Origin of the sequence: Phenylobacterium sp., assembly GCF_013911965.1 — a bacterium.
In the GTDB taxonomy this organism is placed as follows: Bacteria; Pseudomonadota; Alphaproteobacteria; order Caulobacterales; family Caulobacteraceae; genus Phenylobacterium.
On sequence record NZ_JACESE010000024.1, the window covers coordinates 21,188 to 44,587 of the forward strand.

At 70.6% G+C, this 23,400-nt stretch carries 23 protein-coding genes and 1 pseudogene; 12 read left to right on the plus strand and 12 right to left on the minus strand.

Annotation, left to right across the window (positions count from 1 at the left end):
• Window positions 1–2: 2 nt before the first annotated feature.
• From coaE to H2041_RS17810, 4 genes are read right to left on the minus strand one after another with little or no spacing between them, the layout of a single operon-like run.
• A complete protein-coding gene (gene coaE, locus H2041_RS17795; protein WP_293415034.1) occupies window positions 3–647 on the minus strand; it encodes a dephospho-CoA kinase in 645 nt (214 codons plus the stop codon).
• A gap of 4 nt (window positions 648–651) precedes the next feature.
• Window positions 652–1,518: a shikimate dehydrogenase gene (gene aroE, locus H2041_RS17800; protein ID WP_293415036.1), complete on the minus strand. Its 867-nt coding sequence runs from the start codon at window positions 1,516–1,518 to the stop codon at window positions 652–654.
• Window positions 1,515–2,108 carry a nucleoside triphosphate pyrophosphatase gene (locus H2041_RS17805; RefSeq protein ID WP_293415038.1) on the minus strand — a complete coding sequence of 198 codons (594 nt, stop codon included), beginning with the start codon at window positions 2,106–2,108 and terminating at the stop codon, window positions 1,515–1,517. Before H2041_RS17805 ends, aroE begins: the two co-directional genes overlap by 4 nt.
• On the minus strand, window positions 2,105–2,950 hold the full coding sequence (locus tag H2041_RS17810) for a pyruvate, water dikinase regulatory protein (RefSeq protein ID WP_293415040.1): 846 nt from the start codon (window positions 2,948–2,950) through the stop codon (window positions 2,105–2,107). The genes H2041_RS17805 and H2041_RS17810 overlap by 4 nt, the downstream gene beginning before the upstream one ends.
• A 542-nt stretch (window positions 2,951–3,492) precedes the next feature.
• Here H2041_RS17810 and hemE point away from each other — a divergent pair.
• From hemE to rho, 4 genes are all read left to right on the plus strand, one after another.
• A complete protein-coding gene (gene hemE, locus H2041_RS17815) occupies window positions 3,493–4,527 on the plus strand; it encodes a uroporphyrinogen decarboxylase (RefSeq protein ID WP_293415042.1) in 1,035 nt (344 codons plus the stop codon).
• Window positions 4,528–4,537: 10 nt separating this feature from the next.
• Window positions 4,538–5,563 (plus strand): ferrochelatase, encoded by a 1,026-nt coding sequence (gene hemH / locus H2041_RS17820; RefSeq protein ID WP_293415044.1) that lies wholly within the window; start codon window positions 4,538–4,540, stop codon window positions 5,561–5,563.
• Window positions 5,564–5,581: 18 nt separating this feature from the next.
• Window positions 5,582–6,043, plus strand: a complete 462-nt coding sequence (locus H2041_RS17825) for a CopD family protein (protein WP_293415046.1) — start codon at window positions 5,582–5,584, stop codon at window positions 6,041–6,043.
• 254 nt (window positions 6,044–6,297) lie between these two features.
• Entirely contained in the window at window positions 6,298–7,674 is a 1,377-nt protein-coding gene (rho, locus tag H2041_RS17830; protein WP_293415048.1) for a transcription termination factor Rho, read from the plus strand.
• A 347-nt stretch (window positions 7,675–8,021) separates the two neighbouring features.
• On the opposite strand, the gene H2041_RS17835 is transcribed toward rho, so the two are convergent.
• The 3 genes and pseudogenes from H2041_RS17835 to H2041_RS17845 all read right to left on the minus strand — a co-directional run bounded on the left by H2041_RS17835 (window position 8,022) and on the right by H2041_RS17845 (window position 9,962).
• Window positions 8,022–8,225 (minus strand): hypothetical protein, encoded by a 204-nt coding sequence (locus H2041_RS17835; protein ID WP_293415050.1) that lies wholly within the window; start codon window positions 8,223–8,225, stop codon window positions 8,022–8,024.
• A gap of 60 nt (window positions 8,226–8,285) precedes the next feature.
• Window positions 8,286–9,258 (minus strand): annotated as a pseudogene (locus H2041_RS17840) (quinone oxidoreductase).
• A gap of 5 nt (window positions 9,259–9,263) precedes the next feature.
• A complete protein-coding gene (locus tag H2041_RS17845; protein ID WP_293415052.1) occupies window positions 9,264–9,962 on the minus strand; it encodes a dienelactone hydrolase family protein in 699 nt (232 codons plus the stop codon).
• Window positions 9,963–10,099: 137 nt separating this feature from the next.
• Here H2041_RS17845 and H2041_RS17850 point away from each other — a divergent pair, with 137 nt between their 5' ends.
• The 6 genes from H2041_RS17850 (at window position 10,100) to H2041_RS17875 (ending at window position 16,372) form a co-directional block, all read left to right on the plus strand.
• Complete coding sequence (locus H2041_RS17850) at window positions 10,100–10,351, plus strand: DUF6489 family protein (RefSeq protein WP_293415054.1); 252 nt, start codon at window positions 10,100–10,102, stop codon at window positions 10,349–10,351.
• Complete coding sequence (mnmE, locus tag H2041_RS17855) at window positions 10,348–11,646, plus strand: tRNA uridine-5-carboxymethylaminomethyl(34) synthesis GTPase MnmE (RefSeq protein WP_293415056.1); 1,299 nt, start codon at window positions 10,348–10,350, stop codon at window positions 11,644–11,646. Before H2041_RS17850 ends, mnmE begins: the two co-directional genes overlap by 4 nt.
• A 388-nt stretch (window positions 11,647–12,034) precedes the next feature.
• Window positions 12,035–13,897 carry a tRNA uridine-5-carboxymethylaminomethyl(34) synthesis enzyme MnmG gene (gene mnmG, locus H2041_RS17860; RefSeq protein ID WP_293415058.1) on the plus strand — a complete coding sequence of 621 codons (1,863 nt, stop codon included), beginning with the start codon at window positions 12,035–12,037 and terminating at the stop codon, window positions 13,895–13,897.
• A 53-nt stretch (window positions 13,898–13,950) separates the two neighbouring features.
• Window positions 13,951–14,604 carry a 16S rRNA (guanine(527)-N(7))-methyltransferase RsmG gene (rsmG, locus tag H2041_RS17865; protein WP_293415090.1) on the plus strand — a complete coding sequence of 218 codons (654 nt, stop codon included), beginning with the start codon at window positions 13,951–13,953 and terminating at the stop codon, window positions 14,602–14,604.
• Complete coding sequence (locus H2041_RS17870; RefSeq protein ID WP_293415060.1) at window positions 14,588–15,436, plus strand: AAA family ATPase; 849 nt, start codon at window positions 14,588–14,590, stop codon at window positions 15,434–15,436. The genes rsmG and H2041_RS17870 overlap by 17 nt, the downstream gene beginning before the upstream one ends.
• Window positions 15,437–15,451: 15 nt before the next feature.
• The gene (locus H2041_RS17875) at window positions 15,452–16,372 is read left to right on the plus strand and encodes a ParB/RepB/Spo0J family partition protein (protein WP_293415092.1); all 921 of its coding nucleotides are present in this window, start codon (window positions 15,452–15,454) and stop codon (window positions 16,370–16,372) included.
• A 328-nt stretch (window positions 16,373–16,700) separates the two neighbouring features.
• Here the strand turns inward: H2041_RS17875 and holA are convergent, their stop codons facing one another.
• The 4 genes from holA to H2041_RS17895 all read right to left on the minus strand — a co-directional run bounded on the left by holA (window position 16,701) and on the right by H2041_RS17895 (window position 21,463).
• Window positions 16,701–17,753 carry a DNA polymerase III subunit delta gene (holA, locus tag H2041_RS17880; RefSeq protein WP_293415062.1) on the minus strand — a complete coding sequence of 351 codons (1,053 nt, stop codon included), beginning with the start codon at window positions 17,751–17,753 and terminating at the stop codon, window positions 16,701–16,703.
• A gap of 13 nt (window positions 17,754–17,766) precedes the next feature.
• Entirely contained in the window at window positions 17,767–18,267 is a 501-nt protein-coding gene (lptE, locus tag H2041_RS17885; protein ID WP_293415064.1) for an LPS assembly lipoprotein LptE, read from the minus strand.
• Between the two features lie 11 nt (window positions 18,268–18,278).
• Window positions 18,279–20,858, minus strand: coding sequence for a leucine--tRNA ligase (leuS, locus tag H2041_RS17890; protein ID WP_293415066.1), 2,580 nt, complete (start codon window positions 20,856–20,858; stop codon window positions 18,279–18,281).
• Window positions 20,859–20,977: 119 nt separating this feature from the next.
• Complete coding sequence (locus H2041_RS17895) at window positions 20,978–21,463, minus strand: DUF3576 domain-containing protein (protein WP_293415094.1); 486 nt, start codon at window positions 21,461–21,463, stop codon at window positions 20,978–20,980.
• Between the two features lie 268 nt (window positions 21,464–21,731).
• Here H2041_RS17895 and H2041_RS17900 point away from each other — a divergent pair, with 268 nt between their 5' ends.
• Complete coding sequence (locus tag H2041_RS17900; protein ID WP_293415068.1) at window positions 21,732–22,100, plus strand: NtrZ family periplasmic regulatory protein; 369 nt, start codon at window positions 21,732–21,734, stop codon at window positions 22,098–22,100.
• Here H2041_RS17900 and H2041_RS17905 read toward each other — a convergent pair.
• Entirely contained in the window at window positions 22,097–22,720 is a 624-nt protein-coding gene (locus H2041_RS17905; protein WP_293415070.1) for a thiamine phosphate synthase, read from the minus strand. The two genes, H2041_RS17900 and H2041_RS17905, sit on opposite strands and share 4 nt — an antisense overlap.
• On the opposite strand from H2041_RS17905, the gene H2041_RS17910 reads away from it, so the two are divergent.
• Window positions 22,719–23,399, plus strand: coding sequence for a YggS family pyridoxal phosphate-dependent enzyme (locus H2041_RS17910; RefSeq protein WP_293415072.1), 681 nt, complete (start codon window positions 22,719–22,721; stop codon window positions 23,397–23,399). The genes H2041_RS17905 and H2041_RS17910 overlap by 2 nt on opposite strands.
• The last annotated feature ends 1 nt before the right edge of the window (window position 23,400 follow it).

Sequence of the window (23,400 nt, forward strand, 5' to 3'; positions counted from 1 at the left end):
GTTCATTGGCCCGGTTTGGCGGCCGATTCAACCGGGGCGGGGCGCCGCGGCCGGCGGTCGGGGTCGCGAAGGGCGTTCACGATTTCGGTGACCTGGGCGCGGGCATGGTCCAGGCCCTGGCCCGTCTCGACCACGAAATGGGCGCGGGCCCGTTTCTCGGCGTCGGCCATCTGCTGGGCGAGGATGGCGTCGAAGCGTTCCGGCGTCATGCCCGGACGGGCGAGCACCCGCTCGCGCTGCATCTCGGCCGGCGCGCTGACCACGACGACCGCATCCATGTTGGCGTGGCCGCCGGTCTCGAACAGCAGGGGAATGTCCAGCACCACCATGTCCGCGCCCTTGGCCTTGGCCTCGGCGAAGAAGGTCTGCCGGTCCGCCCCGACCAGGGGATGGACGATGGCGTTGAGCCGCTTCAGCGCCTCGGGATCGCCGAGCACGCGCTGGCGCAGCAGCTCCCGGTCGACGGCGCCGCCCTGGACCACGCCGGGAAAGGCCTCGCCCACCGGCCCCACGGCCGCCCCGCCCACGTCGTAGAGGTCGTGCACGGCGGCGTCGGCGTCATAGACGGGCACGCCGTGCTCGCGGAAGAAGCCGGCCGTGGTCGACTTGCCCATGCCGATGGAGCCGGTCAGGCCGATCAGGAGCATCGGTTCAGATCCTTTCGACATCGCCGAGAGTCTTGAGCGCCAGGGCGCGCACGTCCACCCCCGCCGGCGGCGCGGCGCCGAAGAAGGCCTCGAAGGAGGGGACCGCCTGGCCGATCAGCATGGCGAGGCCGTCCACGCTCGGGCGGCCCAGGGCCGCGGCGGCCTGGAGGAAGCCGGTGCGGAGGGGCTTGTAGACCATGTCCATGACCACGGCCGTCTCCGGCGTCGCCGCCAGGGGGACGTCGAGGCCCCCGTCGCCCGACAGGCCGGCCGAGGTGGCGTTGATCACCGCCCCGGCGCCCGCGAAGGCGGCGGCTGCGCGCTCGAGCGGGAAGGCTTCCGCCCGCTCGCCCAGCGCTTCGCAGATGGCCTCGGCCCGGGCCGGCGTGCGGTTGACGATGCGGACCTCCGGGGCGCCCGCCGCCTTGAAGGCCGCCGCCGCCCCGCGCGCGGCCCCGCCGGCGCCCAGTATGACCACCGGCGCGGCCGTCGGATCGAAGCGTGGCGCCTGCTCGGCGAAGGCGGCGAGGAGGCCCAGCCCGTCGGTGTTGTCGGCGAAGACCTGACCGTCGTGCTCGAAGACCAGCAGGTTGGCCGCGCCCGCGTCCCAGGCGCGGTCGCTGGCCCGGTCGGCCAGCGCCAGGGCCTGCTCCTTGAACGGCAGGGTGACGTTGAGGCCGCGGACGGCCCCGCCGCGCAGGCCGTTCACGAAGTCGGCGAAGCGGGCCTCGGCCGGCGCGAAGGGGACATAGGCGGCGTCCAGTCCGGCGGCGGCGATCCAGGCGTTGTGGATGAGGGGGCTCAGGGAGTGGCGGACCGGCGAGCCGACCACGCCGGCCACGACCGCCGCGCCGGAGATCGAAGCGCTCATCGCACCACCACGCCCTTGTCGCGGAGAAGGTCGAGCAGGCCCAGAAGGGGCAGGCCCAGTATGGCGAAGTAGTCCCCGCTGATCTCGGCGAAGAGCTGGGCGCCCAGGCCTTCCAGCCGATAGCAGCCCACCGACCCCAGCAGGTCCGCGCCTTCGCGGGCCAGGTAATCGTCGAGGAAGGCGGGCGAGAAGTCGCGCATGGTCAGTGTCGCGGTGGCCAGTTCCTCCCAGATCACCAGCCCGTCCTCGGCGACCGCCACGGCCGAGTGCAGGTGGTGGGGCTTGCCGCGCAGGGCGAGCAGGCGCGCGCGGGCCTCCTCCAGGCTGGCCGCCTTGTCGTAGAGCTGGCCTTCGAACTCGAGAGTCTGGTCGGCGCCGATGATCAGACCCGGCCGGCTACGCGAAACGGCCTGGGCCTTTTCCTGGGCGAGCGCCGCGGCGATCACCGCCGGCGTTTCCCCAGCCTCGAGCAGGCGGGCCTTGGTGAGATCCTCGTCCACTCCGGCGCTGACCTTTTCGAACGCCACCCCGGCGCCGGCGAGGATCTGAGCGCGGGCGGCGCTCTGCGAGGCGAGTATGACCCCGGTCATCCCAGCACCTCCACCTGGCCCCGGCCGGAGGTCAGCAGGTTCATCACCGCGGCGGCGGTTTCCTCGACCGAGCGGCGGGTGACGTCGATCACTGGCCAGCCCTGCCGTTCATAGAGGCGGCGCGCATAGACGATCTCCTCGCGCACGGCGTCCACGTCGATATAGGTCGAGGTGCGGTTCTCCTTCAGGCTGAGCAGCCGGTTGCGCCGGATCTGGATCAGCCGGTCGGGCGAGATGGTGAGGCCCACCACCAGGGTGTTCTTCAGCTGCAGGAGCTTGTCGGGGATCGGCCGCGACGGCACGAGCGGCACATTGGCCGCGCGCACCCCCCGGTGGGCCAGATAGATGCAGGTCGGCGTCTTGGAGGTGCGCGAGACGCCCACCAGCACCACGTCGGCCTGCTCCAGGTCCTGGCCGCCCTGGCCGTCGTCGTGGCCGATGGCGTAGTTCAGGGCGTCCATGCGGTTGAAGTAGTCGTGGTCGAGGGCGTGCTGGGCGCCGACCCGGCTCGAAATGGCCGCGCCCAGATAGCGCGACATCGCGCTGACCAGCGGGTCGAGCGCGGCGATGCACGGCATGTCCAGCCGGCGGCAGCCCTCTTCCAGCGCCTCGCGGAGTTCGGCGTCGACGATGGTGTGGATCACCACGCCCGGCGCCGCCTCGATGTCGGCGAGCGCCCGGTCGAGCTGCCTCTGCGAGCGGACCAGAGCATAGATGTGCTCGATCGGCAGGACGTTCTCGAAGCGCGCGCAGACCGCGCGGGCCATGGCGTTCAGCGTCTCGCCCGTGGAGTCCGAGACGAGGTGGACGTGGAAATAGGTGGCGATGCGCGGGTTGGTCATACCGGGCGGAGCGAGCGAGGGGAAAGGGCGGGGTGCGACAAAAGATTCCTGGGGACCGAGGAGTCGAAAACCCTCTTAACGGACGCGCACGGCCTTGGGGATAGGGCCGCTGTTTTCCGCAGGCCGGGCGAGCCTTTGCGGCGGGGCGGGAAAAGCAGCGGGTTTGTGCGACAGCCGTCCACCGGGAGAGGGGGCTGGGGAAGGTCTTAATGAAAGGTAAACGCGCCTGCCGTGTGCGGCGCCGCCTGTCCGCAGGCCGGCCGTGGCGCGGAGTTAAGGTTTCGTTAAGGCTTTGGGCGGAGGCGTGATCTTCATCCCCGCAGTTCACAGGCTCTGGGCGAGTCTGTGGACCGGTCGCCGGCAAGCTGTGGGGGGAGTCGGTATGGCCGGAGACGAAGGCGCTTTTCCCCGGGTCTGACCGGCCCTACCCCTTCTTCATCCTTCAGAAATCTTTCTTTCAGGAAGAGGGAAGGAACTGTGTGCGCATTCGCCCCGCGCCTCGCCTCTTGAGCGCAGGCGGGGGAGCAGGTTTAAGGCTAGCCATGACCGAAGGTTCCCAACCGCGCCTGCTGCGCGTCCTGGCCGGCGAGACGCTGGACCGCCCGCCCGTCTGGTTCATGCGCCAGGCCGGCCGATCGCTTCCCGAGTACCGGGAGCTGCGCACCCGGGCGAAGGACTTCATCGCCTTCTGCCACGATCCCGTCATGGCGGCCGAAGCGACCCTTCAGCCGATGCGCCGCTTCCCGCTGGATGCGGCCATCGTCTTCGCCGACATCCTGCTGCTGCCCCGGGCGCTCGGTCAGAAGGTGTGGTTCGAGGCCGGCGAGGGGCCGCGGCTCGGCGAACTGCCGGCGCTCTCCGCCCTCGAGGCCGAGATCGAGGCCTCGACCGGACGGCTTTCCGAGATCGGCGAGACCCTGACCCGCGTGCGCGCCGAACTGGAGCCGGAGCGGGCCCTGATCGGATTCGCCGGCGCGCCCTGGACGGTGGCCACCTACATGATCGAGGGCCGGGGCAGCGACCGCTCCGGCGCGCGGACCTACGCCTACCAGAACCCTGAGGACCTCGACCGCCTGCTGGACATCCTGGTGGAGTCCACCGCCCGCTATCTGGTCATGCAGGCCCGCGCCGGCGCCCAGGCGCTGAAGCTGTTCGAGAGCTGGGCCGAGGGCCTGGCCGAGGACGTCTTCGAACGCATCGTCATCAGGCCGCACGCCGCCATCGTCGAGAAGGTCCGCGCCGCCGGGGTCGACACGCCCTTCATCGGCTTCCCCCGCGGGGCCGGCGCCCTGGTCGACAACTACGCCGCGCGCGTGCCGGTCCAGGCGGTGGCGCTGGACACCCAGGCGAGCGCCGCCCAGGGCCAGCGCATCCAGGCGGGCGGCAAGGCCATCCAGGGCGCGCTCGACAATCTGCTGCTGCGCGCCGGCGGCCCGGCCATGGACGCCCGCATCGACGCCTTGATCGAACAGTGGGGAAAGGGCCCCTACATCTTCAACCTCGGCCATGGCGTCCTACCTGACACCCCGGTGGAGAACATCGCCCGCGCCATCGGGCGCGTGACCGGAAAGGTGTGACTGGAGTCGAATGAAGAAGCTGGCCGTCGTCCTCTTCAACCTGGGTGGGCCCGATGGCCCGGACTCCGTCCAGCCCTTTCTGTTCAACCTCTTCCGCGATCCCGCCATCATCGGCCTGCCGGCGATCGCCCGCTATCCGCTGGCGGCGCTGATCTCCACCACGCGCAGGAAGACCGCCCAGGCCAACTACGCCATCATGGGCGGCGGCTCGCCGCTTCTGCCGGAGACGCAGAAGCAGGCCCGCGCCCTGGAAGAGGCGCTGAAGGCGGCCGCGCCGGACTATGAGGTCCGCGCCTTCATCGCCATGCGCTACTGGAACCCGCGGGCGGACGAGACGGCCAGGGCTGTGGCCGCCTTCGCGCCCGACGAGATCGTCCTGCTGCCGCTCTATCCGCAGTTCTCGACCACCACGAGCGCCTCGTCCCTGAAGGACTGGGCGGCCGCCTACAAGGGGCCGGGCCGCAGCCGCACGGTCTGCTGCTTTCCCACCCAGGACGAGCTGGTGGAGGCCCATGCGGCCCTGATCCGCCAGACCTGGGAGACGGCCGGCCGGCCCGAAGGCCTGCGCCTGCTCTTCTCCGCTCACGGCCTGCCTGAGAAGGTGGTCCAGGCCGGCGACCCCTATCAGGCCCAGGTCGAGGCGACGGCCGCGGCGGTGGCGGCGAAGCTGCCGGAACTGTCAGACTGGGAGGTCTGTTACCAGAGCCGGGTCGGGCCGCTGGCCTGGATCGGTCCGCCGACGGACGAATCCATCCGTCGGGCGGCGGCCGACGGCAAGGGCGTCATCCTGTCGCCGATCGCCTTCGTCTCCGAGCATGTGGAGACCCTGGTGGAGCTCGATCACGAATATGCCGACATCGCCCGAGAGATCGGCTGCGCGCCCTATCTGCGCGTGCCGGCGCTGGGCGTTCAGGGCGATTTCGTCTCCGGCCTGGCCTCGGCGGTGACGGCGGCCCTGGCCCGCGACGCAGCGGTGGCGCCCGTCGGCGGCTGGACCTGCCCGGCGTCCTGTGGGAAATGCGCCTGCAGGGCATAAGAACCGCGGGGAGGCGGCATGAACTGGTTCGATCTGGTCCGGGGACTTCACATCATCGCCGTCATCGCCTGGATGGCGGGCATGATGTACCTGCCCCGCCTCTACGCCTACCACACCGAGACGGCCCCTCCCGGGAGCGAGTTCGACGCCCACTTCCAGGTCTGGGAAGCCAAGCTGCTGCGGATCATCATCAATCCGTCGATGGCGATCACCTGGATCCTCGGCGTCACCCTGATCCTGCTGCACGTCTACTGGATGAAGCAGGGATGGGCCTTCCTCGCCCAGCCCTGGATGCACGTGAAGCTGACGGCGGTCATCATCCTGTCCGGCTGGCACGGCTTCCTGGCCGGGGCGCGGAAGAAGCTGGCGCGGGGCGAACGGCCCAGGTCGTCCAAGTTCTGGCGGGCGACGAACGAGATCCCCTTCCTGCTGGCCATCGTCGCCGTCCTGGCCGTGACCCTGGAATTCGGGTCGCGCTGACCCCATCTGCTGATTTGTCGCGCTTGACCGCAGGCCCTCGCCTGTGGTTTGCGTGAGAATACGTGGGAGCCATCCCACGCCCCGCCTTTTCCCGGCGCCGCGCGATCTGTCGCCGACGGCCCGGTCCCAGAACAACCCATTGCGCGCCTCGCCTGAGACGCCACCGCCTGCGTCACCCCGCCCGGAGTCCGTTCTGGACTCCGACCCGCGCGGCCGTGAGGCGAACCCAACGAGCCCCCAAGAGCCATATGACCATGAGCGAAGACACCGAGACCGAAGTCCTGGACTCCCAGACCGACGACGAGGCCGGCGATTCCGATATCGACGAGCCGTCTCCCGCGGCCCAGGCCATCGCGGCCATGGGCCTGACCCGCATGTCCCTGCAGGAGCTGAAGGAGAAATCCTCGGCCGACCTGCTCGCCTTCGCCGAGCAGATGGAGATCGAGAACGCCAACTCGATGCGCAAGCAGGACATGATGTTCGGCATCCTGAAGACCCTCGCCGAGGAAGGCGTGGAGATCTCAGGCTCCGGCACCATGGAGGTCCTGCCTGACGGCTTCGGCTTCCTGCGCAGTCCCGAGGCCAACTACCTGCCGGGCCCGGACGACATCTATGTCAGCCCCTCCCAGATCCGGAAGTTCGGCCTGCGCACCGGCGACTCCGTGGTCGGCGCCATCCGCGCCCCGCGGGAGGGCGAGCGCTACTTCGCGCTCGTGAAGGTCGACCAGATCAATTTCGAGGACCCGGAGAACGTCCGTCACAAGGTCCACTTCGACAACCTGACGCCGCTCTATCCGGAAGAGCGCCTGCGGATGGAGATCGACGATCCGACCCTGAAGGACCGTTCGGGCCGCGTCATCGACATCGTCGCCCCGCTCGGCAAGGGCCAGCGCTGCCTGATCGTCGCCCCGCCGCGGGTGGGCAAGACGGTGATGCTGCAGAACATCGCCAAGTCGATCGAGGCCAACCACCCCGAGGTCTATCTGATCGTCCTGCTCATCGACGAGCGGCCGGAAGAAGTGACCGACATGCAGCGCACCGTGCGCGGCGAGGTCATCGCCTCGACCTTCGACGAACCGGCCACCCGCCACGTCCAGGTCGCCGAGATGGTGATCGAGAAGGCCAAGCGCCTGGTCGAGCACAAGCGCGACGTGGTCATCCTGCTCGACTCCGTCACCCGTCTGGGCCGCGCCTACAACACCGTCGTCCCGTCCTCGGGCAAGGTGCTGACCGGCGGCGTCGACGCCAACGCCCTGCAGCGGCCGAAGCGCTTCTTCGGTGCGGCGCGGAACGTGGAGGAGGGCGGCTCGCTGTCCATCATCGCCACGGCCCTGATCGACACCGGCAGCCGCATGGACGAAGTCATCTTCGAAGAGTTCAAGGGCACCGGTAACTCGGAAATCGTCCTGGACCGCAAGGTGGCCGACAAGCGCATCTTCCCGGCCATCGACGTGCTGAAGTCCGGCACCCGCAAGGAAGAGCTGATCACGCCCAAGGACCAGCTGCAGAAGACCTACGTCCTGCGCCGGATCCTCAATCCCATGGGCGCTCAGGACGCCATCGAGTTCCTGCTCGACAAGCTCCGGCAGTCCAAGAACAACGACGACTTCTTCCAGTCGATGAACACCTGACGCCCTATAGCCCCTCCCCCTTGCGGGGAGGGGTTGGGGTGGGGGCGCCAGCTCGGGATTTCCCGGGCAGGCGCGGTCAAGGTTCAACCACGAAGATCACAAAGGGGCACGAAGGGTTCAGCGCTCTTCGTGCCCTTTGCGTTTTTGGGTGGGGGCGTCTCTCCGGCGCTGGCGCGCCGGCCCCCTCCGGCCCTCCGGGCCACCTCCCCCTGAAGGAGGGGGAGGATCTGCTCGGCGTTGTTGGACAGCGCAGTGCGAAAAGATGCTCCCCCTTCCAGGGGGAGCTGTCGCCGGAGGCGACTGAGGGGGTCTACGTCCTCAGCCGACGTTTCACGTGAAACACCGCCTCAGTCGGCCGGCGCAGTCTTGTCTTTCGGCCAAGCGATGAAGGCCAGCGCCCAGAGCAGGATCAGGTTGACGCCCGGGATAAGGGTCAGGAGCGCCAGCGCCCAGTGGAAGCCGAGGCGCGACAGGATCTTCCCCACCGGGAAGAGGACGACGACGAACCAGGCCAGCAAGATGGCCCAGTGAACGAACGAAAAGCTGCCCATGGCAGGCCCCCCGGCTCCGGTTGCAGCGAAGCTTCGCCGCAACCGGAGGCGTTGGCAAGGTCAAGGGACCAGCAGCGAGGCTCCCACGGTCTCCCGGCCTTCGAGCGCCTCGTGGGCGCGGCGGGCCTCGGCGAGCGGGAAGGTCTGGCCGATGTCGATGCGCACCTGGCCTTTGGCGATGACGTCGAAGAGGGCCCGGGCGCTTTCGTCCAGCTCCTCCACGGTCGCGACATAGTCGAACAGGGTCGGCCGGGTGAGGAAGAGCGATCCCATCCGCGACAGCCGCCCCGGCTCCACCGGCGGGGCGGGGCCCGAGGCGTTACCGAAGGAGACGAAGAGGCCGCGCCGCGCCAGGCTGGCGAGCGTTCCCTCGAAGGTCGCCGCCCCCACGGAGTCATAGGCCACAGGCACGCCGGCGCCGCCGGTGATCTCGCGCACCCTCGCCGCCACGTCCTCGTGGCGGTACAGGATGACGTGATCGGCGCCCAACTCGCGGGGCGCGGGCCGCCTTCTCCTCGGACCCGGCCGTGCCGATCACAATGGCGCCGATGGCCTTGGCCCACTGGACGAGGATGGAGCCCACGCCGCCGGCGGCGGCATGGACGAGGATCGTCTGGCCGGCCTTCAGCGGATAGCAGCGACGCAGCAGGAATTCCGCCGTCATGCCCTTCAGCAGGGCCGCGGCCGCCACATCGGCGCCGACGCCGGCCGGCGGCTTCACGGCGCGGTCGGCCTTCACCACGTGAAACTCGGCATAGGCGCCGATGGGCCCCGAGGCGTAGGCGGCCAGATCGCCCGCCGAGAAGCGCGTCACGCCCTCGCCCACGGCTTCGACGAGTCCGGCCCCCTCCATGCCCAGGCCCGAGGGCAGCTTGACGGGATAGAGGCCGGAGCGGTGGTAGGTGTCGATGAAGTTGAGGCCGATCGCCTGGTTTCGGACCAGGATCTCGCCGGGCCCCGGCTGCGGCGTCTCCACCTCGACGAGGCGGAGAACCTCCGGCCCGCCGACGGACTCGATGCGGATGGCGCGCATGAGGATCAGCCCAGGTGCTGCTTGAAGAAGGCGTCGGTGCGCTGCTGGGCGCGTTGGGCGTCCGCCTCGTGGTAGTGCTCGCCGCCCTTGCGGGCGAAGGCGTGGTCGCGGCCGGGATAGGTGTGGATCTCGATCTGCGGATGGTTCTTCAGGGCCTTGAGGATCAGGTCCTGGGCCGGCTTGGGCACGAACTGGTCCTCCTCGGCGATATGCATCAGCAGGGGATGGGCCAGGCGCTCGGCCTCGCCGGTGCGCTGCTCGATGCCCACGCCGTAGAAGGAGACGCAGGCGTCGGCGTCGGTGCGGGTGGCGGTGGTGAAGGCCAGCAGGCCGCCCAGGCAGAAGCCCACCGCGCCCACCTTGCCGTTGCAGTCGGCCGAGCCGCGGACCTGATCGATCACGGCGCGGATGTCGCGCACCCCCTGGTCGGGGTCGAAGGCGTTCATCAGCTCGAAGGCCTTCTTCCACTCGGCCTCGGACTGGTCGGTGATGTCGACGCCCGGCTCGATCCGCCAGAAGAGGTCGGGGCAGACGGCCAGATAGCCCTTGGCGGCGTAGTCGTCGCAGATGTCCCGCATCACCTTGTTGACGCCGAAGATCTCCTGGAGGACCACGATGGCCGGGGCGGGCGTCTGGGCGGGCTTGGCCACATAGGCCGAAAAGGCGCCGTCGGGGGTTTGGATCTGAAGGGTTTCGCCGGCCATTCTATGCTCCGTTCCGAAAGGTCGCCGCAAAGCGTGCGCCATAAGGGCGCAGGGCTACTAGCCTGCGTCCCTAGCGCAGGACCATAACATTGTCGTCACTGCGCCCTTAGGCCTTGGGCGCGCAAGGGAGGCTTCCCATGAAGATGTCCGTCGAGATCGACTGCACCCCCGCCGAGGCGCGCGCCTTCCTGGGCCTGCCCGACGTGACTGAGCTGAATGAGAAGATGGTCGCCGAGATGAGCAAGCGGATGGAGGCCAATATGGCCATGGCTTCGCCCGACGAGCTGATGAAGGCCTGGACGGCCTTCGGCGTCGGCGCCCAGGAGCAGTTCCGCAAGCTGATGACGGCGGCGGCCGAAAGCGCCATGGGCGGCAATCGGCCCAAATGAGCGACACCATCTACGCCGCGGCCACCGCGCCGGGCCGGGCCGCCGTCGCGGTGATCCGCGTTTCCGGGCCGCGGGCGCGCGAGGCCGTTCGCGCCCTGGCCGGCCGAGCGCCGCGGGCGCGCGAGGCTGTGGTGCGGACCTTGCGGGACGGGCAGGGCGCGGTGCTGGACCAGGCGCTCGTCCTCTTCTTCCGCGGTCCGGCCAGCCATACCGGGGAGGACTCCGCGGAGTTTCACGTGCACGGCGGCCCCGCCGTGGTGGCCGGCGTGCTGCAGGCCCTCGCCGCCCTGGGCCTGCGGCTGGCCGAGCCCGGCGAATTCACCCGGCGGGCTTTCGAGAACGGCAAGCTCGACCTCGCCCAGGCCGAGGGGGTGGCCGACCTGATCGAGGCCGAGACGGCGGCCCAGCGGCGCCAGGCGCTCGACCAGCTCGGCGGCCGCCTGAGCCAGGCCCAGGCCCGCTGGCGCGAGGGGCTGATCGAGGCCCTGTCGGTCTTCGAGGCTGCGGTGGACTTTCCCGACGAGGAGATCCCCGAGGACGTCGCCGCCCGGGCCCGGCCCATCCTGACGGAGCTGATCGGCGAGATCGAAGCCGCGGCCGGCGCCGCCGAGCGGGGCGAGCGGGTGCGCGAAGGCTACCGGATCGCGCTCGTCGGCAAGCCCAATGCGGGCAAGAGCACCCTGCTGAACGCCCTGGCCCGGCGCGAGGCGGCCATTGTCACGGCGACGCCGGGCACCACGCGCGACATCATCGAGGTCCCCCTGGTCCTGGGCGGCTACAAGGTCATCGTCGCCGACACGGCCGGTCTGCGGGACACGGCCGACGAGATCGAGGCCGAGGGCGTGCGGCGCGCGCGCGCCTGGGCGGCCGGCGCGGACCTGCGGATCTGGCTGGTGGACGGGACCGATCCGGACCCGGGGCCGGCGCCGCCGGAGGTGGGCGGCGACGACCTCATCCTGGCCACGAAGCGTGATCTCGGGGAGTCCGCTTCGGTCGGGACGCCGTTCACGACCCGCAGCCCCAACGACCTCGCCTGGCTCGAACAGACCCTGACCGAGCGGGTGGTCGAGGCCCTGGGCGGGGCTGAGCCGCCGGCGGCCACACGGCTGCGGCACCAGGCCCTGCTGCTGGAAGCCGCCGACCGCCTGCGACGGGCGGCGGGTCCGGAGCCTGAGCCGGAACTGGCGGCCGAAGACGTCCGGCTCGCGGCGCGAGCGCTGGACCGGATCACCGGCCGCATCCATCCGGAGGATGTGCTGGACCGGGTGTTCTCCAGCTTCTGCATCGGGAAGTGATGTTTCACGTGGAACATCGTGCGTGAGCCTAAGCCTGTGTTTCACGTGAAACAGCGCCGGTAGGGCCGAGCGCTACCCCTCCGGCGTTTCACGTGAAACAGGCGCAGTAGGCCCCTTCAGTCGCTCCGGGCCACCTCCCCCTCGCTAAGGGGGAGCATCTTCTCACCGGGCCCCCGCAGCCGCAGAGCAGATCCTCCCCCTTAGCGAGGGGGAGGTGGCCCGGAGGGCCGGAGGGGGCCGGCGCGACAGCGCCGGTAACCGTCGCTCCGCCCCAAACCGCTTCGTGCGACGCCCCGCAGCGTCGACGTTCGCCCGCACTTCGCCTATATAGCGAGGGCTCGCCCCCGCCTGCGCGGGGGCGTCCGTGCTTTGAAGACGAACGACCGCAATGTCAGCCAACTCCACCTGGGACGTGATCGTGATCGGCGGCGGCCATGCGGGCTGCGAAGCCGCGGCCGCGGCTGCGCGGGTGGGCGCGCGCACCCTGCTGCTCACCCACAAGGTCGAGACGATCGGCGAGATGTCCTGCAACCCGGCCATCGGCGGCCTGGGCAAGGGGCACCTGGTCCGCGAGATCGACGCCCTGGACGGCGTCATGGGCCGCATGGCCGATGCCGCCGGCATCCAGTTCCGCCTGCTGAACCGTTCCAAGGGCGCCGCCGTGCGGGGTCCCCGGTCGCAGATCGACCGCAGGCTCTATCGCGAGGCCATGCAGGCCGAGCTGGTCGCCACGCCGAACCTGACAATCCGCGCCGAGGCGGTCGAGGACCTCATCGTCCGGGACGGCCGGGTCGCGGGCGTGGCGGGGGCGAGCGGCGAGACCTACGCCGCCGGCCGCGTCGTGCTGACCACGGGCACCTTCCTCAAAGGTCTGATCCACCTGGGCGACCGCCGCATTCCGGCGGGCCGGGCGGGCGAGGCGCCGGCCATCGGCCTGGCCGACCGGCTCTATGATCTGGGCCTCGCCATGGGCCGGCTGAAGACCGGCACGCCGGCGCGGCTGGACGGGGCCTCCATCGCCTGGGACCGGCTCGAGATGCAGCAGGCGGACGATCCGCCGACGCCGTTCTCCTTTCTGACGGCGGCGATCACCACCCCGCAGATCGCCTGCGGCATCACCTATACGACCGAAGAGACGCACCGGATCATCGCCGAGCGGCTGTCGGAATCGGCGGTCTATGGCGGCCGGATCAATGGCCGCGGCCCGCGCTACTGCCCCTCCATCGAGGACAAGGTCGTCCGCTTCGCCGACAAGACGAGCCACCAGATCTTTCTGGAGCCGGAGGGGCTGGACGACGACACCGTCTATCCCAACGGCATCTCGACCTCGGTCTCGGAAGAGACGCAGGACCTCTTCCTGCGCACCATTCCGGGTCTCGAGAACGTCCGGGTGAAGCGCTACGGCTACGCCATCGAATACGACTATGTCGATCCGCGGGAGCTCTATCCGACCCTGGAGGTCAAGCGCCTGCCGGGCCTCTATCTCGCGGGCCAGATCAACGGCACCACGGGCTATGAGGAGGCCGGCGCCCAGGGCCTGGTGGCCGGCCTCAACGCCGCCCGCGCCGCCGGCGGCGGGGAGGGGCACGTTTTCGCCCGGGACGAGGCCTATATCGGGGTGCTGATCGACGACCTGGTCACACGCGGTGTGACCGAGCCCTACCGCATGTTCACCAGCCGGGCGGAGTTCCGTCTGACTCTGCGCGCCGACAACGCCGACCAGCGCCTGACCGGCAAGGGGATCGAGCTGGGCGTCGTGGGCGCTGACCGCGCCGCCGCCTTCGGCGAGAAATCCGCCGCTCTGGCCGGCGCCCGGGCCCGCGCCGCCGAACTGACCCTGACCCCGGCCCAGGCGGCCAAGGCCGGCCTGCCGGTCAAGGCCGACGGGGTGGTGCGCAACCTTGTCCAGCTGCTCGCCTATCCGACCATCGGCTTTGCGGACCTGGCCGCCCTGTGGCCGGAGATCGGCGCCTGGTCGCCGGCCGTGCGCGAGCAGGTGGAGATCGACGCCTCCTATGCCGGCTATCTCGATCGCCAGGCCGCCGACGTCGAAGCCTTCCGCCGCGACGAGGACCTGCGTCTGCCGGCCGAGCTCGACTATGCGACCGTGGGCGGTCTCTCGAACGAGGTGCGCGAGAAGCTCGCCGCCGTCCGACCGCTGACGCTCGGCCAGGCCGCCCGCATCGAGGGCGTGACGCCCGGTGCGCTCACGGCCCTGCTCGCCCATGTGCGGCGCAAGGTGGCGGCGTGACCGGCGCGGCGACCGCCTCGGGGGCGAAATCGGCCGAGAAGGGCCCTGAAAAAATCGGCCCTGTGGCGCACAGCGGCCTATCCCCCATCGACGCTTCGGATTTTGTGCGCCTCAGCGGGGCCTCGGAAGCGCAGATTTCGGCTCTGGAGACCTTCCGAGAGCTCCTAACCGACTGGAATCAAAGGATGAATCTGGTCGGTCCCGCCACCTTGCCCGACTTCTGGGGAAGGCATGCGTGGGACTCCGCCCAGCTCATTTCTTTGGCGCCCGAAGCCCGCACCTGGGCCGATCTGGGCGCCGGGGCCGGCCTGCCCGGACTCGTGCTCGCCATCCTGGGCCAGGGGCGCGAGGGCTTCCACGTCCACCTGGTGGAGAGCATGGCCAAGCGCTGCCGCTTCCTCGCCGAGGTGGTCGGCGCGCTGGACCTGCCGGCCACCATCCATAACGACCGTGCGGAAAACCTGCGCCTCGATGTGGATATCGTCACCGCCCGGGCTTGCGCCCCCCTGACCCGCCTGCTGGGCTACGCCAAGCCCTATCTCGACCGCGGCGCGGAGGGCCTCTTCCTCAAGGGCCAGGACGTGGCCGCCGAGGTGGAGGAGGCCCGCGCCGCCTGGCGCTTCGAGTCCGAACAGATCCCCAGCGCCAGCGATCCCCGCGGCCGCATCCTACGCGTAAGGAGCCAGGTCCATGCCCGCCGAAGCTGAGGTGAAGGAGGCGCCGGCCGCCCCGGCGGCGGCGGCCAAGGCCCGCATCCTCGTGATCGCCAACCAGAAGGGCGGGGTGGGCAAGACCACCACGGCCATCAATCTCGGCACGGCGCTGGCCGCCGTGGGCGAGAAGGTGCTGCTGATCGACTCCGACCCGCAGGGCAACGCCTCCACCGGCCTCGGCGTCGGCCGGGCGAAGCGCAAGACCACCCTCTACGACGTGCTGATGGGCGAGAAGCCGGCGACCGAGGCGGTGGTGGCCACCGACCTGCCGGGCCTCTACCTGATCCCGGCCGATCCGGACCTCTCGGGGGTGGAGCTGGAGCTGGGCGGTCAGAGCCGGCGGTCCTTCAAGCTCCGCGACGCCCTGGACAGGATCCGGCGCGAGGGCGACTTCACCTATGTGCTGATCGACTGCCCGCCGTCGCTGAACCTGCTGACGGTGAACGCCATGACGGCGGCCGATGCGGTGCTGGTCCCCCTGCAGTGCGAGTTCTTCGCCCTGGAGGGCCTGACCCAGCTGATGCGGACGGTGGAGCTGGTGCGCGGCAGCCTCAATCCGGCCCTGGAGATCCAGGGCGTGGTGCTGACCATGTACGATCGGCGCAACAGCCTCTCCGAACAGGTGGCCCGCGACGTGCGCGACCATTTCGGCGAGACCGTCTACGAGACCATGATCCCGCGCAATGTGCGGGTGTCGGAGGCGCCGTCCTTCGGCAAGCCGGTCCTGGTCTATGATCTGAAATGTGCGGGCAGCCAGGCCTATCTGAAACTGGCCCGCGAGGTGGTGGCGCGCGAGCGCCGGCGGCGCGCCAAGGCCGCCGCCTAGGGAGCGTTGATGAGCATGGCGGAGAACCGCAGGGGCCTGGGCCGGGGCCTGTCGGCCCTTCTGGGCGACGTGGAGGACGAGGTTCCGGTGGAGGCCGGCGAGGGCGGCGAGGCGGCCGCCCCGGCCGCGCGCCCGCCGGCCACCGGCTATCGCGACGCGCCGATCGAGCTCCTGCATCCCAACCCGTCCCAGCCGCGCCATGTCTTCCGCGAGGAGGAGATGGCCGAACTGGCGGACTCCATCCGCGAGCGCGGCGTGCTGCAGCCCATCCTGGTGCGCACCCGCCACGACGGCCAGTACGAGATCGTCGCCGGCGAGCGGCGCTGGCGGGCCAGCCAGAGGGCGGGCCTGCACACCGTGCCGGTCATCGTGCGCGAGCTCGACGACCTGCAGGTGATGGAGATCGCCATCGTCGAGAACGTCCAGCGGCTGGACCTCTCGGCGATCGAAGAGGCCCGCGGCTACGCCGTGCTGATGGACCGCTTCGGCCGCACCCAGGAGGTGGTGGCCCAGGTGGTGGGCAAGAGCCGCAGCCACGTGGCCAATATGCTGCGCCTCCTGAACCTGCCCGGCTCGGTGCAGAACATGGTGGTGGAAGGCAAGCTCACCGCCGGCCATGCGCGGGCCCTGATCACCGCCGACAACCCCGAGGCCCTCGCCGAACAGGTGATCGCCAGGAACCTGTCGGTGCGCGACACCGAGGCCCTGGTCCGGAAGGGCTCGGCGCCGGAAGCGGGGCGGACGTCCGGCGGCGGCCGCTCAGGCGGCGGCGGCGCCAAGGACACCGACACGCTCGCCCTGGAAAACGACCTCGCCGAGGTGCTGGGCCTCTCGGTCGAGATCGCCGACCGCGGCGGCGCCGGCGAGCTGAAGATCAAGTACGCCACGCTCGAGCAGCTCGACGACCTCTGCCGCCGCCTGTCGCGCACGGGTTGAATTCTGGTCTATATTCAGTGGCTTATCGACAGACACCCCGACCACGCTGAGTCCGTGGGGCCCCCTCCGGCCCTCCGGGCCACCTCCCCCTCGATGAGGGGGAGGATCTGCGCAGCGCTCGTTGGACGCTCAGCCCTAAGATGCTCCCCCTTCCAGGGGGAGCTGCCGCCGAAGGCGGCTGAGGGGGTTTGCGGCCCTGCGACCGCCCTCGTCCTTCGAGGCCCTGCTTGCGCAGGGCGCCTCAGGATGAGGTCGAACTGAAGCCTCGCTCCCGCGCCCCTCCTCCTGAGGTGCGAGCGGAGCGAGCCTCGAAGGACGCACGGCGCCCCTACAGCCCCATCCGCTTGGCCCGCGCCGCGATCGTCAGGGCCAGGCGTTCGGCGATGAGGCGGTCGGGGCTGCCGGCGGTCTTGCAGGCGCGGTCGGCGGCGAGGATCTCGGGCTGGACGGCGTCGAGGAGCTCGAGGTTCCAGGCGCGCGCCTGGCGCAGGAACTCCCGCTCGTTCTTCCAGAAGACGCCGGAGGCCTTGGCCGCCTCCTGCAGGCCCGCGCCGCTCTTGGCGAGGGTCAGCGTGCGGCGCAGCTTGGCCAGGTGCTGGCCGATGGCGCGCACGGCGGCCGGGCCCGTCTCGCCCTCGGCGGCGGCGCGGCGGAGGGCGGCCTGGGCCTCGGCGATGCGGCCGCCGAACGCGTCGGAGGCGGCGTCGAAGAGGGAGGCTTCCGGCTCCACCCCCATGAAGTCCTCCAGGTCCTTCGGCGTGGCCGTCATGCCGCTGGACGGGCCCAGATAGAGGATCAGCCGCTCGATCTCCTGGCGGGCCACGCCGCGGTCGCGGGGCAGGCGGGCGACGAAGAGGGCGAGCGCATCGGAGTTCAAGCCCACACCCTCGGCGGTCAGCGCCTCGCGCACCAGGCGGGCCATGTCGCCGGGCTCGTCCTCGTAGCAGGGGATGGCGGCGCAGGCGTTCGCCTTCTCCGCATTGCGGCGCAGGGCCGAATTGCGGTCCAGCGCCCCGGCCTCGATCAGGAAGAAGGCCTCGGGATTGAACTCGCCCTCGGCGTGGCGCTTGAGCGCTTCGGCGGCCATCTTGTCGAGGCTGGCCTTCTCCACCGACAGCTTCAGTCGGACCAGGCGGCGGCCGCCCATCAGGGACTGGGAGGCCAGTTCGTTTTCCAGACGACCGGCGTCGCCGTCCACATCGGCGTCGGTGAGCAGGGCGACGTCGAAGGGATCGTCCGGCCGCTCGACCACCTTGCCGGCCAGCTGGTTGGCCCGCTCGCGCACCACGCCGATGTCGCGGCCATAGATCAGCGCGGCGCGGACGGCGGCGTCCGGCCGGGCCAGGAAGCGTTCGATGTCCGGCCGGCGGGAGAGGATCATGCCGGCCGCCCCGTCAGGCGCCGGCCTGGTCGGCGAACCAGGCGGCGAGCTCCAGCTCGATCCGCCGGGCGGCCTCGGCGGCGGCCCGCTCCTGGGCGTCCTGCTGGGCGGCGACCGAGGCGTAGGGCTGGTCGGCGGAATCGTAGGTCAGCTCCACCCGGACCCGGCCGGTCTTGGCCGGATCGCCGGAGGGCAGGGCGCGCAGGGTGTAGGCCGCCGTCAGGACGTATTCGTACCGCGTGGCCACGTTGTCGACCCGCAGGCCGCGGGGGAAGCGCTGTTCGGAGATGTCGAGGTCGAGGCGCCAGGACGGCGCGGCCGCGCCGGGGCGCAGCATCAGCGTGTCTTCCAGCGCCTCGTTGACGAGATAGCCGGCCCGGCCTTCCGGCGCGGCGACGACGACGCCCGACAGGCCGGACGTGACGCCGCTTTCCGCATAGAGCGGGCGGAAGCCGCAGCCGGCCAGCAGGAGGCCGGCGCAGGCCAGGAGCACCAGGGAGCGGGTCTGCTTCACGTCGGAACGCCTCAGTTGGCCACGATGTTGACGATGCGGTCCTTGACCACGATCACCTTGCGGATGGTCAGGCCCTCAAGGCGCCGCGCGATCTCCGGATCGTCAAGCACCAACTTCTCCACATCGGCCGGCTCGGCGCCGGCGGGCGCGCTGATCTCGCCGCGGCGCTTGCCGTTGACCTGCACCGGCAGGAGCTTGACGGCGTCCTCGGCCAGCGCCGGGTCGTAGTCCGGCCAGGGGGCCACAGCCACCAGGCCCTCGCCGCCGATGCGGGCCCAGCACTCCTCGGCCAGGTGCGGCGTGAAGGGGGCGACCAGGCGGGCGAAGACGGACAGGGCCTCGGTGCGCGCGGCCAGCAGGCCGGGGCTGGCCCCCTGCGCCGGATGGGCCTTGAGCACGTTCAGGAACTCGTAAAGGCGCGCGATGCCCGAGTTGAAGCGGAAGGAGTCCACCGCCTCGGTCATCGCCTTGACCAGCCGGTGCGCGGCGCGGCGCAGCTCGGCCGCCTGCGCGTCCGGCTCGGCCGGCGGGACGGCGGCGGGCTGGCTGTCGAACTCGGCCCAGACGCGGTTGACGAAACGCCAGGCGCCCTCGACGCCGGCCGTCGACCACTGGGTGTCCCGCTCGGGCGGACTGTCGGACAGGACGAACAGGCGCGCGGCGTCGACGCCGTAGACCTCGAAGATCTCTTCCGGGGCCACGGTGTTCTTCTTGGACTTCGACATCTTTTCGACGTCGCCGATCACCACCGGCTCGCCGGTCTCGATCAGGACGGCGCGGCGGGTGTTCCCGCTCGTCTCGATCTCGACGGCGTTCGGCTCCAGCCATTCGCCCGACTGGCGGCGATAGGTCTCGTGAGTGACCATGCCCTGGGTGAACAGGCCGGCGAAGGGCTCCTTCACCGACAGCATGCCCTCGTCGGCGAGGGCCCGGGTGACGAACCGGGCGTAGAGCAGGTGCAGGACCGCGTGCTCGATGCCGCCGACATACTGGTCCACCGGCAGCCAGTAGTCGGCCGCCGCCTTGTCGATGGGCGCCTCTGCGGTCGGGTCGGTGAAGCGGGCGAAGTACCAGGACGAGTCCACGAAAGTGTCGAGCGTGTCGGTCTCGCGCGTCGCTGGCCCGCCGCAGGACGGGCAGTCCACATGCTTCCAGGTGGGATGGCGGTCCAGCGCATTGCCCGGCTTGCCGAACTCCAGGTCGTCGGGCAGGGCGACGGGCAGCTGGTCCTTGGGAACCGGCACGACGCCGCACTTGGCGCAGTGGATGACCGGCACCGGGCAGCCCCAGCCGCGCTGGCGGGCCACGCCCCAGTCGCGCAGGCGATAGACGGTCGCGCCTTCGCCCAGGCCGGCTTCCTCGACCCTGGCCACCGCTGCGGCCTTGGCGGCCGGCACGTCCAGCCCGTCCAGGAAGGCGGAGTTGAAGATGGTCCCGGGCCCCGTATAGGCCTCGTCGCCGATGGTCACGCTCGCCGGATCCTCGCCCGGCGGCAGGACCACGGGCCGCACCGGCAGGCCGTACTTGCGGGCGAAGTCCAGGTCGCGCTGGTCGTGGGCCGGGCAGGCGAAGATGGCGCCCGTGCCGTAGTCCATCAGGATGAAGTTCGCGATCCAGACCGGCAGCTTCCAGTCGGGGTTGAACGGATGGCGGACGAAGAGGCCGGTCTCATAGCCGATCTTCTCGGCCGTCTCGATCTCGGCCTCGCTCGCCCCGCCCTTGCGGCACTGGGCGATGAAGTCGGCCACCTTCGGGTCGGCGGCCGCCAGCTGCTCGGCCAGGGGATGGTCGGGGGCGATGCCGACGAAGCTTGCGCCGTACAGGGTGTCGGGCCGGGTGGTGTAGACCTGCAGACCGTCCTCGAAGCCGGCGGGCGCGGCCTCGGCCCAGGGGAAGCGGAACTTCAGGCCCTGGGAGCGGCCGATCCAGTTCTCCTGCATCAGCCGGACCTTCTCCGGCCAGCGGTCCAGCGTCTTCAGCCCCTCGATCAGGTCGTCGGCATAGTCGGTGATGCGCATGAACCACTGGTTCAGCTTGCGCTTCTCCACCACCGCGCCGGAGCGCCAGCCGCGGCCGTCGACCACCTGCTCGTTGGCCAGGACCGTCTGGTCCACCGGGTCCCAGTTGACCACGCCCTCGCGGCGATAGACCAGGCCGCGCTCGTACAGGTCCAGGAACCAGGCCTGCTGCTTGCCGTAATAGTCGACGTCGCAGGTGGCGAACTCGCGGCTCCAGTCGATGGACAGGCCCAGCTGCTTCAGCTCGTCGCGCATGCGCGCGATGTTGTCGTAGGTCCAGCCGCGCGGATCGACGCCGCGCTCCATGGCGGCGTTCTCGGCGGGCAGGCCGAAGGCGTCCCAGCCCATGGGATGGAGGACGTTGAAGCCGCGCGCCCGCTTGAAGCGCGCCACCACGTCGCCCAGGGCGTAGTTGCGCACATGGCCCATGTGGAGCCGCCCCGACGGATAGGGGAACATCTCCAGCACGTAGTATTTGGGCTGGCCGGGCTTGATCTCGGCCTTGAAGACGTCGGCCTTGGTCCAGGCCTCACGCCATTTGGGCTCGACGTCCTTGGGATTGTAGCGCGCCATCGGGGGCTGCCTTCGGGGTCTTCAGATCGGAACGGGAAGACCGGCGAATCCCTTCGGACGCGCCGGTCGCGAATGAGACGGCGCGTTCGGAGGAGCGAGGCTGAACGCGCCCCGGGGCGTCAGCCCCGGATGTTCGAAAGTCGAAGCTGGCGGGCCCGGGTCAGGATGGCGTTTTCGATGTCCACCTCGGTCTGGCCGGCGGCGGGCGCATCGACCCAGCCGCCCTCGGGGCCGCGGACCTGCTTGAAGATGGACACGTTCAGGCCATCGGCCCGCAGGCGCGCATCCAGGATGTAGACGGTCGCCTTGAAGCGCTCGTCCGGCTTTTCCGGATTCACGTACCAGTCGGTGATGATGATGCCGCCGTACGGATCGGCCGAGGCCAGCGGCATGAAGGACAGGGTGTCGAGGCTGGCGCGCCACAGATAGCCGTTCACCGCGATGGCGGCGGCGTCGGCGGCCGCCGGCTCGTCGCCGCCCCGGCCGAACAGGCGGAAACCGTCGCCGTCGTCGCCGCGCGAGGCGCAGGCGGTCAGCGAGAAAAGGCCAAGGGCCAGGACGACGGAAGAGGTGTTCCGAATCCAGGCTCCGCGCACAAACGGCATATTCATCCGCCTCCAGTGATAGTTTCCGCGTCGTGATCGCGCCGCGGCGCCGCCCCGCGCCCGGCCCTCTATAACAACGACAGCACAGGCGCCAAACAGGAATCACGTGGCGGCGGCGCCACAGAAAGCGGCCATCTTGTCCACAGGGCCGGGAGACTCGCATCCCGCAGTTGACCGGCCGCGTTGGGGGCATCTAATCGGTCCGACGGTCAAGACCGGCGATCTGCCGGAGGCGACCTGGGGCGCAGGGGGCCCTTTGACGGTGAAGATGTCCAAGCGGACGGTGGCGTTTGTTGCGTTTTCGGCGGCCCTTCTGGGCGCGGCCGGCGCGCATGCGCAGACCAAGGCGAAGGACATGGACTTCACCGTCCGCAGCGAAGCCCTGCCTCAGGGGGGAAAGACCCTGAAGTGGGACATGCAGAACGGCCGGTGGGGCGTCACGCTCGACCTTGATCAGCCCTCCGGCCGTGATGTGCAGCTGAACGACGTCCAGGCCGGCGCCTATTTCCGCGTCACGCCCAGCCTTCGCGTCGGCGGCGCGGTGGCCCTGGGCGAGAAGGAAGAGCCGGCCTTCAAGAAGACCCAGCCGACCGAGTCCACCCCGCGCGTCCGGCTCGAAACCGCCCTCCGCTTCTAAATCCTTCCGGGCGCCAGCCCCTCCACCGCCGCCAGACCGACCGCGCCCGAGGCCAGCAGCCTGCGGGCGTTTTTCATGTTCACCCCGCCCAGGGCGTAGACCGGCCCGCCGGCGGCGCGGACCAGGCGGGCGAAGCGCAGCGCCCCCAGGGGCGGGCCGGCGCTGGCCGAGCGGCTGGGGAAGACCGCCGAGACCACGACCGCATCCGCGCCGGCCGCCAGGGCCCGCCGCGCGGCCGGCAGGGAATGGGCCGCGGCCGTGATGATCCAGCCGGGGCGCGCCCGCCGGAGCGGCCCCGCCCGAGGGGCCAGCCGCTCGGGCAGATGGACGCCGTCGGCCCCGACGGCTCGCGCCAGGGCGGCGTCAGCCCCGATCAGCAGCCGGACGCCGCGCCGGGCGGTCAGGGTCCGCAGCTCGCGCGCGATCTTCGGCGCCTCCGCCGCCCCGAAGGCGCGGTAGACCACGGCCGAACCCGTGGGCAGGGCGGCGGCGGCGGCCATGGGATCGGGCGTGCGGGCCGGATCGGTGAAGAGGAGCAGGGGCGGCAGGGGGTTTTGCGCGGCCGCGCGGCGGCTTAAGGACCAGGCGGTCCGCGAAAGATCCCAGAAGCTGTCGCCCATGAGCCTGCCTGAATCCCCCTTCGATCCCGCCGCCGCCCGCGCCGAGGTTCTGGCCCGCATCGCCGCGGCGGCGCGGGCGTGCGGCCGAGACCCGGCCGATGTGACCCTGGTGGCGGTGTCGAAGCAACAGCCCTGGGACCGTGTGGCGCCCGTGCTGGCCGCCGGCCAGACCGTCTTCGGCGAGAACCGCGTGCAGGAGGCCATGGAGCGATGGGCCGATCGGCGAGGCGAGATCGAGCTTCGCCTGATCGGACCGCTGCAGACCAACAAGGCCCGGGAGGCGGTCGCCTTCTTCGACGTGATCGAGAGCCTCGACCGGGACAGGCTGGCCCGCGCGCTGGCGCAAGAGGCGCAGAAGGCCGGCCGCTGCCCGCGCCTCTATGTGCAGGTGAACACCGGCGAGGAAGAGCAGAAGGCCGGCGTCGTCCCGACGGAGGCCGACGCCTTCATCGCCGCCTGCCGGGACGCCTACGGCCTGGCGGTCGAGGGTCTGATGTGCATCCCGCCGGCCGAGGAGCCGCCGGGCCCGCATTTCGCCCTTCTGGCCAGGATCGCGGCGCGGAACGGCGTGGCGAAGCTCTCCATGGGCATGAGCGGCGACTTCGAGACCGCGGTGCGCTTCGGCGCCACCAGCGTCCGCGTCGGCTCCGCCCTCTTCGGCGAACGCGCGAAGGCCTGAG

Excerpts from the sequence above, each read along its gene's own strand:
- coaE (WP_293415034.1), bottom strand. The coding sequence starts at position 647 with ATGCTCCTGATCGGCCTGACCGGCTCCATCGGCATGGGCAAGTCGACC.
- aroE (WP_293415036.1), bottom strand. The coding sequence starts at position 1,518 with ATGAGCGCTTCGATCTCCGGCGCGGCGGTCGTGGCCGGCGTGGTCGGC.
- H2041_RS17805 (WP_293415038.1), bottom strand. The coding sequence starts at position 2,108 with ATGACCGGGGTCATACTCGCCTCGCAGAGCGCCGCCCGCGCTCAGATC.
- H2041_RS17810 (WP_293415040.1), bottom strand. The coding sequence starts at position 2,950 with ATGACCAACCCGCGCATCGCCACCTATTTCCACGTCCACCTCGTCTCG.
- hemE (WP_293415042.1), top strand. The coding sequence starts at position 3,493 with ATGACCGAAGGTTCCCAACCGCGCCTGCTGCGCGTCCTGGCCGGCGAG.
- hemH (WP_293415044.1), top strand. The coding sequence starts at position 4,538 with ATGAAGAAGCTGGCCGTCGTCCTCTTCAACCTGGGTGGGCCCGATGGC.
- H2041_RS17825 (WP_293415046.1), top strand. The coding sequence starts at position 5,582 with ATGAACTGGTTCGATCTGGTCCGGGGACTTCACATCATCGCCGTCATC.
- rho (WP_293415048.1), top strand. The coding sequence starts at position 6,298 with ATGAGCGAAGACACCGAGACCGAAGTCCTGGACTCCCAGACCGACGAC.
- H2041_RS17835 (WP_293415050.1), bottom strand. The coding sequence starts at position 8,225 with ATGGGCAGCTTTTCGTTCGTTCACTGGGCCATCTTGCTGGCCTGGTTC.
- H2041_RS17845 (WP_293415052.1), bottom strand. The coding sequence starts at position 9,962 with ATGGCCGGCGAAACCCTTCAGATCCAAACCCCCGACGGCGCCTTTTCG.
- H2041_RS17850 (WP_293415054.1), top strand. The coding sequence starts at position 10,100 with ATGAAGATGTCCGTCGAGATCGACTGCACCCCCGCCGAGGCGCGCGCC.
- mnmE (WP_293415056.1), top strand. The coding sequence starts at position 10,348 with ATGAGCGACACCATCTACGCCGCGGCCACCGCGCCGGGCCGGGCCGCC.
- mnmG (WP_293415058.1), top strand. The coding sequence starts at position 12,035 with ATGTCAGCCAACTCCACCTGGGACGTGATCGTGATCGGCGGCGGCCAT.
- H2041_RS17870 (WP_293415060.1), top strand. The coding sequence starts at position 14,588 with ATGCCCGCCGAAGCTGAGGTGAAGGAGGCGCCGGCCGCCCCGGCGGCG.
- H2041_RS17875 (WP_293415092.1), top strand. The coding sequence starts at position 15,452 with ATGGCGGAGAACCGCAGGGGCCTGGGCCGGGGCCTGTCGGCCCTTCTG.
- holA (WP_293415062.1), bottom strand. The coding sequence starts at position 17,753 with ATGATCCTCTCCCGCCGGCCGGACATCGAACGCTTCCTGGCCCGGCCG.
- leuS (WP_293415066.1), bottom strand. The coding sequence starts at position 20,858 with ATGGCGCGCTACAATCCCAAGGACGTCGAGCCCAAATGGCGTGAGGCC.
- H2041_RS17895 (WP_293415094.1), bottom strand. The coding sequence starts at position 21,463 with ATGCCGTTTGTGCGCGGAGCCTGGATTCGGAACACCTCTTCCGTCGTC.
- H2041_RS17900 (WP_293415068.1), top strand. The coding sequence starts at position 21,732 with ATGTCCAAGCGGACGGTGGCGTTTGTTGCGTTTTCGGCGGCCCTTCTG.
- H2041_RS17910 (WP_293415072.1), top strand. The coding sequence starts at position 22,719 with ATGAGCCTGCCTGAATCCCCCTTCGATCCCGCCGCCGCCCGCGCCGAG.
- H2041_RS17905 (WP_293415070.1), bottom strand. The coding sequence starts at position 22,720 with ATGGGCGACAGCTTCTGGGATCTTTCGCGGACCGCCTGGTCCTTAAGC.